At 66.9% G+C, this 17077-nt stretch carries 15 protein-coding genes; 11 read left to right on the top strand and 4 right to left on the bottom strand.

Annotation, left to right across the window (positions count from 1 at the left end):
* Positions 1-7: 7 nt before the first annotated feature.
* Together HOP53_RS09110 and HOP53_RS09105 are read right to left on the bottom strand one after the other, a co-directional pair.
* Positions 8-1588 carry a phospholipase D family protein gene (locus HOP53_RS09110; RefSeq protein ID WP_234269755.1) on the bottom strand — a complete coding sequence of 527 codons (1581 nt, stop codon included), beginning with the start codon at positions 1586-1588 and terminating at the stop codon, positions 8-10.
* Positions 1575-1817, bottom strand: a complete 243-nt coding sequence (locus HOP53_RS09105) for a hypothetical protein (RefSeq protein ID WP_234269754.1) — start codon at positions 1815-1817, stop codon at positions 1575-1577. Before HOP53_RS09105 ends, HOP53_RS09110 begins: the two co-directional genes overlap by 14 nt.
* A gap of 131 nt (positions 1818-1948) precedes the next feature.
* Here HOP53_RS09105 and HOP53_RS09100 point away from each other — a divergent pair, with 131 nt between their 5' ends.
* Together HOP53_RS09100 and rapA are read left to right on the top strand one after the other, a co-directional pair.
* Positions 1949-2749 (top strand): TlpA family protein disulfide reductase, encoded by an 801-nt coding sequence (locus HOP53_RS09100; protein ID WP_234269753.1) that lies wholly within the window; start codon positions 1949-1951, stop codon positions 2747-2749.
* A 153-nt stretch (positions 2750-2902) separates the two neighbouring features.
* Positions 2903-5854: an RNA polymerase-associated protein RapA gene (gene rapA / locus HOP53_RS09095; RefSeq protein WP_234269752.1), complete on the top strand. Its 2952-nt coding sequence runs from the start codon at positions 2903-2905 to the stop codon at positions 5852-5854.
* Between the two features lie 18 nt (positions 5855-5872).
* Here the strand turns inward: rapA and HOP53_RS09090 are convergent, their stop codons facing one another.
* The gene (locus tag HOP53_RS09090) at positions 5873-6784 is read right to left on the bottom strand and encodes a TIGR01777 family oxidoreductase (RefSeq protein ID WP_234269751.1); all 912 of its coding nucleotides are present in this window, start codon (positions 6782-6784) and stop codon (positions 5873-5875) included.
* A gap of 134 nt (positions 6785-6918) precedes the next feature.
* Between HOP53_RS09090 and HOP53_RS09085 the strand changes: the two genes are divergently transcribed.
* From HOP53_RS09085 to HOP53_RS09050, 8 genes are all read left to right on the top strand, one after another.
* A complete protein-coding gene (locus HOP53_RS09085) occupies positions 6919-7299 on the top strand; it encodes a sirohydrochlorin chelatase (RefSeq protein WP_234269750.1) in 381 nt (126 codons plus the stop codon).
* Positions 7300-7431: 132 nt separating this feature from the next.
* Positions 7432-8346: a MerR family transcriptional regulator gene (locus HOP53_RS09080; protein ID WP_267955316.1), complete on the top strand. Its 915-nt coding sequence runs from the start codon at positions 7432-7434 to the stop codon at positions 8344-8346.
* 19 nt (positions 8347-8365) lie between these two features.
* Positions 8366-9781 carry a deoxyribodipyrimidine photo-lyase gene (gene phrB / locus HOP53_RS09075; RefSeq protein ID WP_234269749.1) on the top strand — a complete coding sequence of 472 codons (1416 nt, stop codon included), beginning with the start codon at positions 8366-8368 and terminating at the stop codon, positions 9779-9781.
* 36 nt (positions 9782-9817) lie between these two features.
* Positions 9818-10258 carry a nuclear transport factor 2 family protein gene (locus HOP53_RS09070; protein WP_234269748.1) on the top strand — a complete coding sequence of 147 codons (441 nt, stop codon included), beginning with the start codon at positions 9818-9820 and terminating at the stop codon, positions 10256-10258.
* Positions 10259-10285: 27 nt separating this feature from the next.
* Positions 10286-11071, top strand: coding sequence for an SDR family NAD(P)-dependent oxidoreductase (locus HOP53_RS09065; protein ID WP_234269747.1), 786 nt, complete (start codon positions 10286-10288; stop codon positions 11069-11071).
* 4 nt (positions 11072-11075) lie between these two features.
* On the top strand, positions 11076-12422 hold the full coding sequence (locus tag HOP53_RS09060) for an NAD(P)/FAD-dependent oxidoreductase (protein ID WP_234269746.1): 1347 nt from the start codon (positions 11076-11078) through the stop codon (positions 12420-12422).
* Positions 12419-13192, top strand: a complete 774-nt coding sequence (locus HOP53_RS09055; RefSeq protein WP_234269745.1) for a DUF1365 domain-containing protein — start codon at positions 12419-12421, stop codon at positions 13190-13192. Before HOP53_RS09060 ends, HOP53_RS09055 begins: the two co-directional genes overlap by 4 nt.
* Before the next feature lie 2 nt (positions 13193-13194).
* The gene (locus HOP53_RS09050) at positions 13195-14448 is read left to right on the top strand and encodes an SAM-dependent methyltransferase (protein WP_234270415.1); all 1254 of its coding nucleotides are present in this window, start codon (positions 13195-13197) and stop codon (positions 14446-14448) included.
* A 5-nt stretch (positions 14449-14453) separates the two neighbouring features.
* Here HOP53_RS09050 and HOP53_RS09045 read toward each other — a convergent pair whose 3' ends face one another.
* Positions 14454-16316 carry a putative bifunctional diguanylate cyclase/phosphodiesterase gene (locus HOP53_RS09045; protein ID WP_234269744.1) on the bottom strand — a complete coding sequence of 621 codons (1863 nt, stop codon included), beginning with the start codon at positions 16314-16316 and terminating at the stop codon, positions 14454-14456.
* Positions 16317-16561: 245 nt separating this feature from the next.
* On the opposite strand from HOP53_RS09045, the gene fabA reads away from it, so the two are divergent.
* Complete coding sequence (fabA, locus tag HOP53_RS09040) at positions 16562-17077, top strand: 3-hydroxyacyl-[acyl-carrier-protein] dehydratase FabA (RefSeq protein WP_234269743.1); 516 nt, start codon at positions 16562-16564, stop codon at positions 17075-17077.

The following is a 17077-nucleotide window of genomic DNA, read 5'->3' as shown; positions in this document are numbered from 1 at the left end:
GGAGAGCCTAGAGGAGCGACTCCAGCCAGGCAATGCGGCCCAGCACGGCCCCCCAATGGCGCCAGAAGCCGGCGGGCTCCTGCATCAGCCTTACCAGCTCGCCCTGGGCCATGGTCTGCCAGACGAGCTGCCCGGTATCGTCATATTCGACCCGATAGCTGAGTGCCGGCGACTTGCCGATCTCGGTCAGGCGCTGAAACTCGTTGGCAAGGCCCTGGCTGGTCACCAGCACGCCCACCTCGGTATTCCACCATACCGAGCGCGGGTCGGCGTTGGCCGACCCCACGAAGACACGATCGGCGTCGATACCCAGCGCCTTGATGTGCAGGGCGGAAGCCGAAGACCCCACACCAAAGCCGATCTCGGCATCCGGCTCGTGCTCGGTGCGCATCTCGTACAGCGCGACCCCACTGTCGAGCAATGTCGCCCGCCTGGCCTGGTAGGCACCGTGCACCACTGGCACATCGGTCGCTTCCAGGGCATTGGTGAATATCTCGACCTTCACGCCGGCATCGGCCAGCTCCGTCAGTAGCCGGGTTCCCTGCCTGCCGGGTACGAAGTAGGCGGACACGAGGGTCAGCCGCTCGTTCGGCTCCCCCACCTGTTCGAGCAGAGCGCCGGCCATGGTGCGCCCGAAGGCCGGACGACCCCGCCAGGCGGGCTTGCCCGGCGGGTCCCACAGCGCCACTCCCGCCCCCCAGTGCAGCTTGCCCACCAGCGGCCCCTGCTCGATGTCGGCATAGCGCTGGCGCAGATCGGCGAAATAGGGTGAGTCGACACTGCTCTCGAGCCACTCGGCGAGCGATGCCAACAACGCTTGCCAGGCGTCCTCATCAACACGGTGATAGCGACCGATGGGTTGTGCCAGGCCATGGTTCCAGTAGAGATGGAAACTCTGTGCCAGAGGCTCCACCACCGGCCCCAGGACCAGCAGATCGAGATCGGTGAAGTTGCGTGGTTCGCTGGCGCTGTAGTACTCGTCGCCCAGGTTGCGACCGCCGACGATGGCCAGGGCATCGTCGGCGATCCACAGCTTGTTGTGCATTCGTCGATGCTGACGTGCCGCCTGGGGCGCCGAGGCCAGCACGCGTCCCGTCAGCGTGCCCCGCCCGACGCTCAGGGCGTTGTAGACGCGCACCTGCACGTTGGGGTGGCTGTCGAGCGCGGCCAGCTGCCGCCCCTGACCCACCGCACCGATGTCGTCGATCAGCAGGCGCACCTCGACGCCGCGCTCGGCGGCCGCCAGCAGCCGATGCAGCAGCGCCCGAGTGGTCTGCCCGTCGCCCATCAGATAGGTCTGGATATCAAGCCTGCGGTCAGCCTGCTCGCTGAGCAGCGCGCGCAGGCTGAAGGCATCCTGGCCGCTGGAGAGCAGCGCAAAGCCACTCTTGCCCGGATGCGCTGAGCCGCTCAGAAGCGCCCACTGGCCTAGCCAGGTGGCCTCGCGTTCGCCCGGCGTCAATGGCGCTCCATGTTCGCGCACCGCCGCGCTGCCGGCACAGCCTTGCAGCAACAGGAGCAGTACCCCGCAAAGCGTCAGCAGCCTGCCGCGGGAGCGGCGCGTGGCGTCCGAATCAGGGTTCGTCATCGAGGTCTGCCAGTCGACGGGCCATGGCCTTGCGCTCTTTGTTGCGCCGATAGAGCCGCGCCACGGCCAGCGCCAGGGCAAAGGCCACCATGGCGCCCAGGGTCACCCCCTGCCAGGGCCGTGCGGCCTCGCCCCCCATGACCGTTTCCAACGTGATGATCAGAATGAAACCCAGCGCCTGGCTAGCGATGGCCAGGGCGCGCAGAGTATCGAAGGTCTTGTGTGCCATGAAGGCTCCCGCCGGTGACAGCGCCGTCCTGGGGCAGTAGGCTTGCTCTGCCTGACGCGTTACTTTATGCAAGTAAGTGATTTTACCCGGTCACGGCGCTTGCGCCGACCCTAAATGCTGGAGCCGAGCCAATGGACGCCTTTGCCCTGGGCCCCGTACTGATATCCGTACCGCGCCTCTATGCCATTGGCTGTGCCCTGCTGTTGCTGCTCGCCGCCTGGTTGCTGCTGGGGCTCTCGCCCTCGGCGCGGTCGCGCTGGTTCAACGGCCTGCTGCTGGCCTGGCTGGTGGGCGCCCGCCTGGGGCACGTGGCACTGAACTTCGACGCCTATGCCGCCGCCCCGCTGGACGTGTTGAGGCTCTGGCAGCCCGGCTATCACGGCCTGTGGGGGCTGCTCGCCGCGCTGATCTGGACCGGTTGGGCACTGCGCGACCGGCTGCTGTCGATGATAGGCGCCATGGGTCTCACCGTCGGCGCCTCGGCGCTGTGGCTGGTGCTGGTCACCCTGGCCCCCTTCGGCGGCGACATGCCGCTGCGCGAGCTGCCCGACATCACTCTGGACAACCTCGACGGCGAGCCGGTCAACCTGCAACAGCTTCAGGGCGAGCTGGTGGTGGTCAACCTGTGGGCAACCTGGTGCCCGCCCTGCCTGCGCGAGATGCCGCTGTTAGCCGAGGCCGACACTCGCGATGGCGTTACCGCGGTGGTGATCAACCAGGGTGAGGAGCTGCTCCAGGTGGCCCGCTACCTGGACGAGCAGGAGCTCGCGTTCCGCTACCCGCTGCTCGATCCGAACCAGCAGATGATCCGCACCATGGAATCGCCGGGGCTCCCCACCACGGTGCTGTTCGACCGTGAAGGCCGCGCAGTGGAGCGCCATGTGGGCGAACTCTCGCGAGCGCAGCTCGACACCTGGCTGGGACGCCACTGATTACCACCGGTAACAGCCGCTCCCTACCATTTCCCGCCTTTCTCCACCAGCCTTAAGCCAACGCGGCCTTTGCGTTAGAATCGCCCGCCCTGCCAGCCGAAGCCAGGCTTCGGCGGCAGCGTGCGCACCGTGTTCAGCATCGACCGAGGCATCATGAGCGACTTTTCACCCGGCCAGCGCTGGATCAGCGATGGCGAGGCCGATCTTGGCCTGGGCACCATCCTGAGTTGCGACCACCGAAGCGTTACCGTGCTGTTCGGCGCCAGCCAGGAAACCCGTACCTACAGCAGCCGCCAGGCGCCGCTGACCCGTGTGGCCTTCGGCAGCGGCGACCGCATCCAGTCCGCCGAAGGCTGGAACCTGACCGTCGACGACAGCAAGGAAGTCGACGGCCTGATCGTCTACATCGGCGAGGACGACCAGGGCGAGCTGCGCGAACTGCCCGAGGCGCGCCTGGCCGACAGCATGCAGTTCGACCAGGCCCGCGACCGCCTGCTCACCGGACAGGTCGACCGCAACGACTGGTTCGATCTGCGCTTCCGCACCCTGCACCACCATCATCGCATCGAGCAGAATCCGGCGCTGGGCCTGGCCGGCCCGCGCATCGACCTGATTCCCCATCAGCTCTACATTGCCGACGAGGTGGCCCGGCGCCACGCACCGCGCGTGCTGCTGGCCGACGAGGTGGGGCTGGGCAAGACCATCGAGGCAGGGCTGATCCTGCACCGCATGCTGCTCACCGGCCGCGCCGAGCGCGCCCTGATCCTGGTGCCGCCGAGCCTCATGCACCAATGGCTGGTGGAGCTGCTGCGCCGCTTCGCCCTCGAGGTGACCCTGCTCGACGAGCAACAGAGCCTGGCCCAGGCCGAAGCCAACCCCTTCGAGTCCGGCCAGCTCATCCTCGCCAGCCAGGAATGGCTGTTCGCCAACCCGCAGCGTCAGGAGCAGGCGGCCGCCTGCGACTGGGACCTGCTGATCGTCGACGAGGCGCATCATCTCGACTGGAGCGCCGAGCAGGTCGGCGCCGGCTACGCCTGCGTCGAGCGTCTGGCCAAGCGCGTGCCGGGCGTGCTGCTGCTCACCGCCACCCCGGAGCAGATGGGCCTGGAGAGCCACTTCGCCCGCCTGCGCCTGCTCGACCCGGATCGCTACCACAGCCTGGAGGCGTTTCGCGAAGAGGAGCTGCACTACGTGGAGGTGGCCCAGGCCATCGATGCCCTGGAACGCCTGCCGGCCGGCGGCGAGAACGATCGCGCCGCCGTGGCCGCGGTGATCGGGGAGCATGATAGCCTGGCCCTGCTCGATACCCTGGCCAATCCCGAGAGCAGCCCGCAGCAACAGGCAAGTGCCCGAGACCAGTTGCGCGAGCAACTGCTCGACCGCCACGGCACCGGCCGGGTGATGTTCCGTAACAGCCGCCGCCATGTGGGCGGCTTTCCCGAGCGTCACCTGCACCTGGCCGAGCTGCCTCTGCCCTCGGCCTACCGCCGCGTACTGCGCAAGCTCGAGCGCGACGAGGACCATCTCGACGAACTGCTGATCGAGACCGGGCTCGACCATCCCGACGTGCTGATCTACCCCGACGCCACCTATCGCGCACTTTTGGACGATCCGCTCAACGCCGAGCCCTGGTGGCAGATCGACACGCGGGTGAACTGGCTGCTGGAGCGCCTCGCCGATGACGGCGAACAGGGCTTCGCCAACGACAAGGTGCTGGTGATCGCGCACAGTCGCGAAACCGCTCAGGGCCTGGCCGAAGCGCTGCGGGTACTGGGCGGCATTCATGCGCCGGTGTTCCACGAGGGGCTGACGCTGGTGGAACGCGACCGTGCGGCGGCCGCCTTCGCCGACGAGGAGGAGGGCAGCCAGGTACTGGTCTGCTCCGAGATCGGCTCGGAGGGACGTAACTTTCAGTTCTGTCGCCATCTGGTGATGTTCGACCTGCCCCAGCACCCGGACCAGCTCGAGCAGCGCATCGGCCGGCTCGACCGCATCGGGCAGCGCCATGCCATCGAGATCCACGTGCCGCTGTTCGAAGCCAGCCCCGGGGCGCGTCTGTTGCGCTGGTTCCGCGAGGGGATGGATGCCTTCGACGCTCCCCACGGGGTCGGCAGCGAACTGTTCGACGCCTTCGGCGATGCCCTGGCCGAGGCGCTGCTCGACGACGAGGCGCTCGACGACCTCATCGCCGAGACCCGCGCCCTGTTCGAGAACCGCCTGGCCCAGCGCGACGCCGGGCGCAACCGTCTGCTTGAACTCAACGCCTGCCGCCCGGCGCGGGCCGAAGCGGTCGCCACGGCGATCCGCGAGCTCGATCACGATCCGGCCCTGTCGCGCTACCTCGACCAGGCACTGGACATCTTCGGCGTCGACAGCCAGGAGCTAGGCGGCGGCCTGCTGCACCTGCAGCCCAGCCCGCATATGCTCGACGGCCTGCCCGGCCTCGCCAAGGGTGAGGAGGGCTTCACCGCCACCCTGTCGCGTGAGCGCGCGCTGGCCCGCGACGACGTGCAGCGGCTCTCCTGGGAGCACCCGCTGCTGCGCGAAATGATGGCGCGCATCCTCGGCGGCACCATGGGCAATACTGCGCTAGCGTTGCTCAAGCATCCGGCGATTCCCGCCGGCCGGCTGATGGCGGAGCTAGTGTTCCGTACCTACTGTCCGGCGCCGAAGCGGCTGCACGTCAATCGTTTCCTGCCGCCTACCGCGGTACGCGTGCTGCTCGACGAGTCCGGTGCCGTGCTCAGCGACAAGGTCTCCTTCACCGGGCTTTCCAAGAACCTGAAGAAGGTCAAGAAGGCCATGGCCAGGGACCTGATTCGCAGCCGCCACGACCAGTTGCGCGAGCTGCTCACCCAGGGCGAGCAGGAGGCCGAGCGCGAGCTGCCGAGCATCGTCGAAGCGGCTCAGGTACGCATGCGCCGAGAACTGGACGGAGAGCTGGCCCGCCTGGAGGCACTGGCGCGACTCAACCCGGCGGTGCGCGAGGCGGAACTCGAGGCGCTGCGCCGCGAGCGTGGCGAACTCGACGGCGCCATCGAAGGCACACGGCTGCGACTGGACGCCGTGCGGGTGATCGTCACGGTGGGTGACGAGAGCCGCTGAGCCTCGCAGCGGTAGGCGTCAGGACTTGCCGAGGATGTCGGCAAGTGCCTGCTCGAGGGTTGGGAAGTGGAACGTGAACCCGGCCTCGAGCAGGCGTGCGGGACGCATGTCGGCGCCGGTCAACAGCAGCCGTGCCATCTCACCGAAAGCGGTCTCCAGCACCATGGCCGGCACCGGCATGACGGCCGGCCGATTCAGCTGCCTGGCCAGGGTACGGGTGAACTCGGCGTTGGTGACGGGATGCGGCGCACTGCCGTTGAACGGCCCGTCGAGATCGTCGCGCTCGAGCAAGAACAGGATGCTGCGCACCAGATCTTCTCGATGAATCCAGGGCATGAACTGGCGGCCGTTGCCGAAGCGGCCGCCCAAGCCCAGCTTGAAGGGCGGCAGCATCTTCTCCAGGCTGCCCCCGCCGGTATCCAGTACCAGGCCCGTACGCAGCAGCGCGACCCGCGTCCCGAAATCCGCCGCTTCCCTGGCGGTATCCTCCCAGCGCTTGCACAGGCGGTGAGCGAACTCATCGTGCGGTGGGGTCTGTTCGGTGACCTCGGCCTCGCCCTGATCGCCGTAATAGCCCATGGCCGACCCCGAGATCATGACGCCGGGCGCCTTGCCGTTGGCCTGCTTGAGCTGCTCGCAAAGGATCACCAGGTCGCGGGTGACGTTGACCCGTGAGTCGATCAGCCGGTTCTTCTGCTCGTCGCTCCAGCGCCGGGCGGCGATCGGCTCGCCGGCCAGGTTGACGATGGCATCCGGGGGCGACTCGACGAAGTCGAGCACCGAGCGCCTTATGTCGGCACCTTGGGGCAGCTTGCTCCTGGCCGCGTCCGGATCGCGCGACACCACCTGCAGGCGATGCCCGGCCTGCTTCAAGCGCAGGCACAGACGCTGCCCGACGAAACCGCTGCCACCCGTAATCAGTACCCGCATCGCAATCCCTCCGCACCGCTGCCTTTCGTTATACAGCCGTTGTACACCTCTGCTATGCTGGCGACAATTGCAAGAGCCCTGGTAGCGCCGGGGCGCCGACCTGCCAGCATCCTGCCTGCTTTCGGGAGACAGTCATGTCCTACAGCCTGATCCTTCTCGCCCACGGCTCCAGCGACGCCAAGTGGCGAGCCCCGTTCGAGCACCTTCATGAGGCGCTGGCCGCCCGCATGTCGGCAGATCTGAAGCTCGCCTACATGGAGCTTAGCGAACCCTCACTGGAAAGTACCGTTGCCGAACTTGCCGCTTCGGGCACTCGGCGGGCCGAGATCCTGCCACTATTCTTCGCTGCCGGGCGTCACTTGCGCAAGGACGTGCCGGCCCAGGTCGAGGCGCTACGCGCCGCGCACCCCGGCGTCGACCTGCGGCTCCTGCCCCCGGTGGGCGAACATCCGGCCTTCGTCGAGGCCCTGGCCGCCGTGATCGCTGAACAGGCGGGAGAAGCACTGCCGACTTGACCATGACCTCCATCAGTTGTACACCATTCGAGTAGTGTACAATATTCTCTGCTGCCAACCGCAACGACGGCCAGCCAGGCAGACGAATCCAGGTGATGGCAAGGTCCACACAACGAACGAGCAGAGGCGCGCATGACCGCAAAGGGGGGCCACCCGGCCGACACACCGCTCTACCCGATCCGCGAGGTGTCCCGCATCACCGGCGTCAACTCGGTGACCCTGCGCGCCTGGGAGCGCCGCTACGGCCTGATTCGCCCTCAGCGCACGCCCAAGGGCCATCGTCTTTACGCTCGTGAGGACATCGAAAGGGTCGAGCGTATCCTGCAGTGGCTGAGTCGTGGGGTTCCGGTCAGCCAGGTCAAGGAGCTCATCGACCAGCCCGCCGCCGCACCACCTCCCGAGCCGGCCTCCGGCGACTGGCCCAGCCAGCAGCGTCAGCTGGTCGCCGCCGTCGAGGCGCTCGACCGCAACCAGATGGAAGCCCTGTTCACCCAGAGTCTGGCGCTCTATCCCGTGACCACCTGTCTGACCGAGCTCTGGCAGCCGGTCACACGCGAGCTCGAGGAGCACTGGCGCGACCAGCTCGGCGCCACCCTGCAGCGACGCTGCCTGGAATCCTTTCTGCGTACACGCATCGGCATACGCCTCTACCATGCCAACCAGCTCGCCCGGGGGCCGTTACTGCTGCTCGCCCCGTTGCCCGATGACCCGGGCACGCTATGGTTGCTATTGGCCGCTCTGGCGGCCAGCGATGCCGGCTACCGCATCCAGTTGCTCGACAGTGCCTTGCCTTTCAGCGAACTTCCTCTGGCCGTCGAGCGCCTGCAGGCAGCGGCGGTGCTGCTGGTGAGCGGCCGCGCCGAACGCGCCGACGTGATCCGCCGCCAGCTGCCACGCCTGGCCGAACAGCTCGACGCCCCGCTGGGACTATGCGGGCCTGTGGCACGTATCCGTGACGGCGACCTGGCAGACAGCCTGGTAGAGCTACTGGGCGACGACCTGCCCCAGGCCATGGCGCGCCTGCGGTCGTTGATCCACGAAGCCTGACCCAGGGCGAGGCAACCGCATGACCCGCTCACTGGTGTGGTTTCGCAGCGACCTGCGCATTCATGACAACACGGCGCTGGCAGCCGCGGCCCGCCGAGGCCCGGTGGTGGCCGTGTTTCTGCGCAGCCAGCCGCACTGGCTGCGCCATGGGCACGGCGCCAACAAGCTCGACTTCTGGCATCGTGGCGTCATAGCCCTGAAGGAGTCGTTGACCGGCCTCGGTATTCCGCTGCTGCACCGAGACATCGACGACTTCGACGAAGCCCCCGGTGCACTGCTGCAGATCGCCCGCGAAATCGATGCCACCGAGCTGCACTTCAATCATGAGTACCCGCTGGATGAGCAGCGTCGTGACCAGGCCGTGGCAAAGGCCTTTGCCGACGCCGGCCTCACCGCCAGAGGCCACCACGACAGCGTGGCCTTCGCCCCAGGCGAACTGCTTACCGGCAAGGGCGATTTCTATGGCGTGTTCACTCCCTTCGCCCGGGCCTGGCAGCGCCAGCTGACGGCAGAACGTGTGGCTCTGAGGGAGACACCGGCGCCACAGCCATCCCCGCCCATCGCCAGCGAGCGCGTCGAAGAACCCACGCTGCCCGCCCCTGCCGTCGAGGCCAGTCGCTGGCCCGCAGGCGAGGCGGCAGCGGCCGACCGGCTGGAGCGCTTCCTGCGCTTTCGCGCGCGCCACTACGCCGGGCAGCGCGACTTCCCGGCTCTCGCCGGCACCAGTGAACTCTCGCCCTATCTGGCTCTGGGCATGATTTCCCATCGCCAGTGCCTACAAGCAGCGCTGAATGAAAACGACGGCAGCCTGACGGATGGCGATGCCGGCATCGCCAGTTGGGTCAACGAGCTGGTGTGGCGCGAGTTCTACCACCACGTGGCGGCGGGCTTTCCCCGCGTCTGTCGCCATCGGGCGTTCCAGCGCCACACAGAGGCGCTGGCCTGGCGTGACGACAAAGCCGGCTTTAACGCCTGGTGCGAGGGACGCACCGGCTACCCCCTCGTCGACGCCGCCATGCGCCAGCTGATAAGCACCGGCTGGATGCACAACCGCCTGCGCATGGTCACGGCAATGTTCCTGAGCAAGCATCTGCTGATCGACTGGCGACGAGGCGAAGCGTTCTTCCTGCAGCACCTGGTGGACGGCGAGTTCTGCGCCAACAACGGCGGCTGGCAGTGGGCCGCCTCCACCGGCACGGATGCGGCACCCTACTTCCGCATCTTCAACCCCACCACCCAATCGCGCCGCTTCGATGCGGACGCTCGCTTCATCGCCGACTACGTGCCCGAACTGGCGGAACTGGCGCCGCGGGATCGCCACGCCCCCAGCGCCGCGCAGTGCAGCCAGGTGGGATACCCCCGCCCCGTCGTCGATCACAAGGCGGCCCGCGCCCGCGCGCTGGATGCCTTCAAGGCACTGCCGCCCAGCGCCTGACCTCAGGCCACCCCTGCCTCAACAGGAGACACCAGCATGCACCAGGACGACACCCTGGCGACCTTTTGCGCCGCCTTCAACAAACTAGACAAAAGCTGTACAGAATTATTATACGAGTTATATACTCGAGATGTGACGTTCATTGATCCATTCCACCGAATCGAGGGACTGAAGGCGCTCGAAGCACACTTCTTGAAGCTGTACGAGAACGTGACGGAGTGCCATTTCGCCTTTCACGACAGCTTGAGGGTGGAGCAGCGGGCCTACGTCACCTGGACGATGCAGTTGAGGCATCCGCGCCTGGCCGGCGGCAACTTGATTGCCGTGGAAGGTTGCTCGCAGCTGACCTTCTCGCCCGCGGAGCCTCAGCGCGTCTGTCTGCATCGCGACTACTTCGACGCCGGCGCGATGCTTTATGAACAGCTGCCCGCCATCGGCGGCATGGTGCGCTGGCTGAAGCGACGGGTAGCGAGCTAGGCACAGGTTCCTCAGCAAGGAGCAGGCATGACATCTCCCAACGAAACACGGCGGATCTGGCTGACCGGCGCCACCTCGGGCATCGGGCGTGCCTTGGCGCTTCGCCTGCTCGACCAGGGCCACCTGGTAGCACTGAGCGGGCGCAGCGAGCCGGCGCTGATGACCCTGTGCGAGGGCCGGAGCAATGCCCTGCCACTGCCGCTCGACGTCACCGACCGCGATGCCGTCGAAGCCGCCGGTCGACACTTGAGCGACCTCTTCGGCCACCTCGACTTGGTGCTGCTCAATGCCGGTACCTGCGAGTACCTCGACGCGCCCTATATGGACAGCGCCCTGGTCGAGCGAGTCTTTGCGGTCAACTTCTTCGGCGCGGTGTATTGCATCAGCGCCGCGCTGCCACTGCTGCGCCGAGCCCGTGATGCCGGCGGGCGCCCGCAGCTGGCGGCGACCTCGAGCGCCGCGGCCTACCTAGCGCTGCCGCGGGCTGAAGCCTACGGTGCCTCGAAGGCCGCCCTGAGCCATTATCTCGAGTCGCTGAGGCTGGACCTGGCTCACGAGAGGATCGAGGTCAGCCTGATACATCCCGGTTTCGTCGCCACGCCGCTGACCGAGCGCAACGACTTCGCCATGCCCATGCGAATCTCGGCGGAAGCAGCGGCCCAGGCCATCGTCGCCGGCATTGAGAAGCGCCGATTCGACATTCACTTCCCGCGGCGCTTCACCTGCGGCATCCGCCTGCTCGGCTTGCTGCCGCCATCGCTGCGCTACCGCCTGGGCAAACGGCTGGCACGCCATCCCGCCATGGAGACCTGACGCCATGACCGCCTGTTTTCCTGCACGCTCCGAGCGCACCGCTCCCGCCCAGCGCATCGCCGTGGTGGGCAGCGGCATCAGCGGCATGGCCGCTGCCTGGTACCTCAGCGCTCGCCACCAGGTCACGTTGTTCGAAGCGGCGGGGCGGCTGGGCGGACATACCGCCACCGTGGACGTCGAACTCGACCGGCGCCACTACGCCATCGATACCGGTTTCATCGTCTTCAACGACCGTACCTACCCGCACTTCCAGCGCCTGCTCACACAGCTCGACGTGGCCGTGCAGCCCACCGAGATGAGCTTTTCCGTGCACGAGACGCAGCGGGACTTCGAATACAACGGCCATACCCTCGGTTCGCTGTTCGCGCAGCGTCGCCACCTCACCAGCCCGCGCTTTTACCGCCTGCTGGCCGACATTTTGCGCTTCAATCGCCAGGCCAGCGACGACCTCAGGTACGAGCGGCTGCCGGCGGCGCTGACCCTGGCCGAGTATCTCGACACCTGGAGCTTCGGCAGCGACTTCCAGCATCGCTACCTGCTGCCCATGGGCGCGGCCATCTGGTCGGCCAGCCTGGGGGAGATGCGCCGCATGCCGGCGCTGTTCTTCGTGCGTTTCTTCCATCATCACGGCCTGCTGTCGCTGTATCACCGCCCTCAGTGGTACACCCTGGCCGGCGGCTCGCGCGCCTACATCCCCGGCCTGACGGCGCCATACGCCGAGCGGATACGACTCGCCACGCCGGTGCGAGGTATTCGCCGCGACGTCGACGGCGTCATGCTGACCACCCCGCGCGGCCGGGAAGTATTTGACCAGGTGGTGCTGGCCTGCCACGCCGACGAGGCGCTGCGGCTGCTGGAGGATGCCAGCCCGGCCGAGCGCGAGGTGCTGGGCGCACTGCCTTATGCCGACAACGAAGTGGTACTGCATACCGACACCCGCCTGCTGCCGCGGCGCCGGCGCGCCTGGGCCAGTTGGAACTATCGCCTGGACGGTCGCGGCGACGATGCCCGGACTTCGGTGACCTACAATATGAACTTGCTGCAGCGACTCGAGGCGCCGCACACCTTCTGCGTCACCCTCAACGACGCCGATGCCATCGACCCCAGCCGGGTGCTGGGACGCTTTCGCTACGCCCACCCTCAGTTCAGCCTGGCCGGCCTGCAAGCCCAGGCCAGACATGGCGAGATCTCGGGCGGCCCCCTGCGCACCCACTACTGCGGCGCCTACTGGCGCAACGGCTTCCACGAAGACGGGGTATGGAGCGCGCTGCGAGTGGCTCACGCGCTGGGCTGCGACGAAAGCGGCACGCACGCAGTCGGCACAACGGCCTGGTCGGCGGTCAGCTCATGAAGACGTTACCGCGCTCGCGTGTCTGTCATGGCACGCTGCTGCATCGCCGCCACCTGCCCCGCAGCCACCGATTCGACTATCGGGTGTGGATGATGTGGCTCGATCTCGACGAGCTGCCCGAACTGTTCGACGGCGTGCCGGGCTTCAGCGCTCGACGCTCGGCCCTGGCCCGCTTTCGTCGCGAGGACTATCTGGCGCCCTGCTCATCGCCCTTGGCCGCCGCGGCCCGCGACGAGGTCACCCGCCAACTCGGCCGGGCACCCCAGGGGCGGGTCTGCCTACTCACCCAACTGCGTACCCTGGGCTCGGGCTTCAACCCAATCTCGCTGTATTACCTCTATCACCGCGAGGAAGAGGGTGGCGCCCTGGGCGCGGTGCTGGGGGAAGTGACCAATACGCCATGGCGAGAGCGAGCACGCTACGCCTGTGCCGTGAAGCCGGGGCGCCACGCTCACACCGCCGAATTCAGCAAAGCCCTGCATGTCTCGCCCTTTCTGCCGCTGGACATGACCTACCGCTGGCGCTTCAACACCCCGGGCGAAACGCTGGCCCTGCACATGGAGACCTGGCGCCAGGAGCAGCGCCACTTCGACGCCAGCTTAACCCTGGCGATGCGACCCGCGACACGTCCGGCGCTGCTTGCGGCCCTGGCCCGCCAGCCCTGGATGAACCTCAAGACCCTCGCCGCCATTCACTACGAGGCGCTCAAACTCTGGGCCAAGGGGATTCCCGTCCACGATCACCCTCAGCGCAAGGAGACCACGCCGTGAACATGCTCCGCACTCACCCCGAGCGGCCGTTGCCCGAATCCGCATCCACCCTGACACGCTGGCTGAGGCCGAAAATGCTGGCTCAGCTCGGCAGTCTCGCGGGGGGTACCATCACGCTGATCGAAGGCAACCAGTGTCACCGGCTCGGACAGGGTGGGCCGCTGCAGGTCACCCTGGTGGTGCGGAGGGCGAGGACATGGCGCCGGCTGGCTCTGGGCGGCAGCCTCGGCGCGGCCGAAGCCTATGTCGACGGCGATTGGGACGTCGACGATCTGGTCGGCCTGATTCGGCTGTGCGCCATCAACATGGAGCGGCTCGACGGCGATGTGGGATCCCGAGTGGCGCGGGCAGGCATCTGGCTGGGTAGCCTGGGCCAGCGGCTGCTGGGCAACACGCTCAAGCGCGCCCGGCGCAACATTGCCGCGCACTACGACATCGGCAACGAGCTCTTTGCTCTCTTCCTCGATCAGCGTCATCGGATGTATTCGAGCGCCGTCTTTCCGCATCCGGAAGCCAGCCTGGAGGAGGCCTCGACCCATAAGCTCGACCTGCTGCTGACCCAGCTCGACGTGCAGCCGCAGCATCACCTGCTGGAGATCGGCACCGGCTGGGGCGGCCTGGCCATCCATGCCGCCCTCACCCGCGGGTGTCGGGTCACCACCACGACCATATCCAGCGAGCAGTTTGAGTATACGCGGCAACGTGTGCGCGAGGCGGGGCTGGAGTCGCGGGTCGAGGTGCTGCAACGGGACTACCGCGAACTCGAAGGCCGCTACGACCGCCTGGTCTCGGTGGAGATGATCGAGGCCGTCGGCCACCAGTACCTCGACACCTATCTGGCCACCCTGGATCGACTGCTCGAGGACGACGGGCTGGCCATGCTGCAGGCCATCACCATTCGCGACCAGCGCTACGAGGCGGCCAGGCGCGAAGTGGATTTCATCAAGCGCCACGTCTTCCCAGGCGGCTTCCTGCCTTCGCACCGCGCCATCCTCGACGGCCTGACCCGGTGCACTTCCCTCAACCTGGTGGCCCTGCAGGAGATCGGCCCTCACTACGCCAGCACGCTGCGCGAGTGGCGACACCGCTTCGAGGCCAACCTGGATACCGTGCAGCGGCTGGGTTACGACGATCGCTTCATTCGCCTGTGGCGTTACTATCTGTGCTACTGCGAAGCGGGGTTCACGGAGCGCTCCATCGGTACCAGCCAGCTCCTGCTGGCCAAGCCCGGGGCCCGACCTGCCCCCCGGTTCTGACGGCGCTACGCAGTGGGCTCGGCGCGCAGCATCAGCCCTGCCGAGTCGGTCTTGAGCGCTTGCCACTGGGCCTCGATCACCTCTGCCGGCCCCGGTCGGGCGTAGAGATACCCCTGCACCAGGCGGCAGCCGGCCTGCTGCAGGAAGTCGAGCTGGCCGTGGGTTTCCACCCCCTCGGCCACCACGTCGAGCCCCAGGCCTCGCGCCATGGCCAGCACCGCGCTGACGATGGCGGCATCGGCGGGGTCGTCGGGCAGCGAGCGGATGAAGGCACGATCGAGCTTGAGCTTGTCCAGCGGCAGGTTTTTCAGATAGCTCAGCGACGAGTAGCCCATGCCGAAGTCGTCGATGGCAATGCGGTGTCCCTTGGCGCGCAGCGCTTCCAGCCGCGGCACGATGTCGCCGGCGCGTTCGTCGAGCAGCACCGACTCCGTGAGTTCCAGCCCCAACTGGGCAGGTTCGATACCATGCCGGGCCAGGCTGGAGGCGAGCGCCGCCTCCAGCTCGCCCTGGAACATCTGAATCGCCGAGATATTGATCCATACCGGCAGTTGCGGGAGCCCCATCTCGCGCCAGCGCGCCATTTGCGCCAGCGCCTCGTCGATCACCCAGTTGCCCAGCGGCCCCATCAGCCCGTGGCGTTCGGCCAGCGGAATGAAGTCGCCGGGCGAGACCATGCCGTGCTCCGGGTGACGCCAGCGCAGCAGCGCCTCCATGCCGACCACGGCGCCGTCCATCACGCGATGCTGGGTCTGGTAGTGGAGCTCGAGCTGTTCGCCGTTGGCCAGCGCGTCGCGCAGGCCGTAGACCAGCGCCATCTGCGGCGAGTCCTGCACGTCGAGGGCCGGACGAAAACGCCGACTGACGTTGCGCCCATGGCGCTTGGCCGAATAGAGCGCCGACTCCAGACGCTGAAACAGCACGCCGGACTCCTTGCCATCCTCCGGCGCCCGGCAGCTACCGATGGAGAGCCCCAGGCGCAGCGTCTTGCTGCCCACTTCGAACGGCTCGCCCAGGTGCTCGCGCAGGCCGGCGACCCACTTGTCATGATCATCGAAGGTAGTGGTACGAATGGCCAGGAATTCATCACCGCCCAGGCGCCCCACCACACCGCCCGCCATATGGTGCGCCAGGCGCTGACCGAAGCGGGCCAGCAGGCGGTCGCCCTGCTCCACGCCCAGACTGTCGTTGACCGACTTGAAACCATCGATGTCGATGATCGCCATGTCGAGACTTTCGCCGGCACGCAGATGGCGCAGGCGCGAGGTCATCAGATCGTGCAAACGCCGACGGTTGGGCAGCCCGGTGAGCGGATCCTCGAAGCCGATGCGCCGCAGGTCCTGCTCGCGCGCCTTGTGCACCGAGATGTCGGTGAAAGTGCCCACATAGTGAGTGATGCGGCCGCGACCATCGGTCACCGCCTTGACCCGCAGCCACTCCGGAAATTCATCACCCTGCTTGCGCCGATTCCAGATTTCGCCTTCCCAGCGTCCCTTGCTGTGCAGGGTTTGCCAGAAACGCTTGAAGAAGTCCGAGTCATGGCGAGACGCCGCCAGGGTGGCGGCATTGAGCCCGCGCACTTCCTGTTCGGTGAAACCGGTGATGCGGGTGAAGGCGGGGTTGACGGCGAGAATGCGATTGTCGGCATCGGTGATCTGCACGCCCTCTTCGGAGAGCATCAACGCCTGCTGCATGAGATCCGCGTGCTGACGATCGCGCTTGATCTGACGCCAGGCCATCCAGAGCCCGGTTGCCACGATGCCGACCGCCACCATCCGCAAGCCGGGATCGGGCAGCCAGATGCAGGCCGGCAGCGCTACCATGGCAGCCCAGAGCAGCGGTCGGTTGAAGGCGGAGGATGGCCGCATGTGAGATCCCGCAATGACGGTGGAGGGTGTAAAGTGCGCCCATGCTATGCATCGACTCTTCATTGAATATCGACAGTCGACGCCGACACTTTAATCCGCAGTTAAGGTCGCGTCATGCCTGACGTGCAATCGAGGGCCACGGCCAGTAGACTAGGCAGGGCCGCCCGGGCGGGTCGGCTCTGCGCCAAGCCGCCGCTGCACTGCATGCGGAAAGGCCCATTACAACTGTGACTCGGAACGACTCAGTGACCAAGCAACACTCTTTCGAACGCGAAGAACTGCTGGCATGTAGCCGCGGCGAGCTTTTCGGCCCCGGCAACGCCCAGTTGCCGGCGCCCAACATGTTGATGCTCGATCGCATCACCCGCATCTACGAGGACGGTGGTGACTTCGGCAAGGGCGAGCTGATCGCCGAGCTGGATATCCATCCGGACCTGTGGTTCTTCGACTGCCACTTCCCCGGCGACCCGGTCATGCCCGGCTGCCTGGGGCTCGATGCCATGTGGCAACTGGTCGGCTTCTACCTCGGCTGGTTGGGCCATCCCGGCCGCGGCCGCGCCTTGGGCTGTGGCGAGGTGAAGTTCACCGGCCAGATCCTGCCCGACGCCAAGAAGGTCACCTACAAGATCGACATCAAGCGCATCATCACTCGACGTCTGATTCTCGGCATCGCCGATGGCACCGTATCGGTCGATGGCCGCGATATCTACCAGGCCACCGATCTGCGCGTCGGCCTGTTCACCTCTACCGCGAATTTCTGA

Origin of the sequence: Billgrantia ethanolica, from assembly GCF_021404305.1 — a bacterium.
Lineage (GTDB): Bacteria > Pseudomonadota > Gammaproteobacteria > Pseudomonadales > Halomonadaceae > Halomonas > Halomonas ethanolica.
The sequence above is the reverse complement of the archived record's forward strand: the minus strand, read 5'-3'. Positions and strand labels throughout refer to the sequence as shown.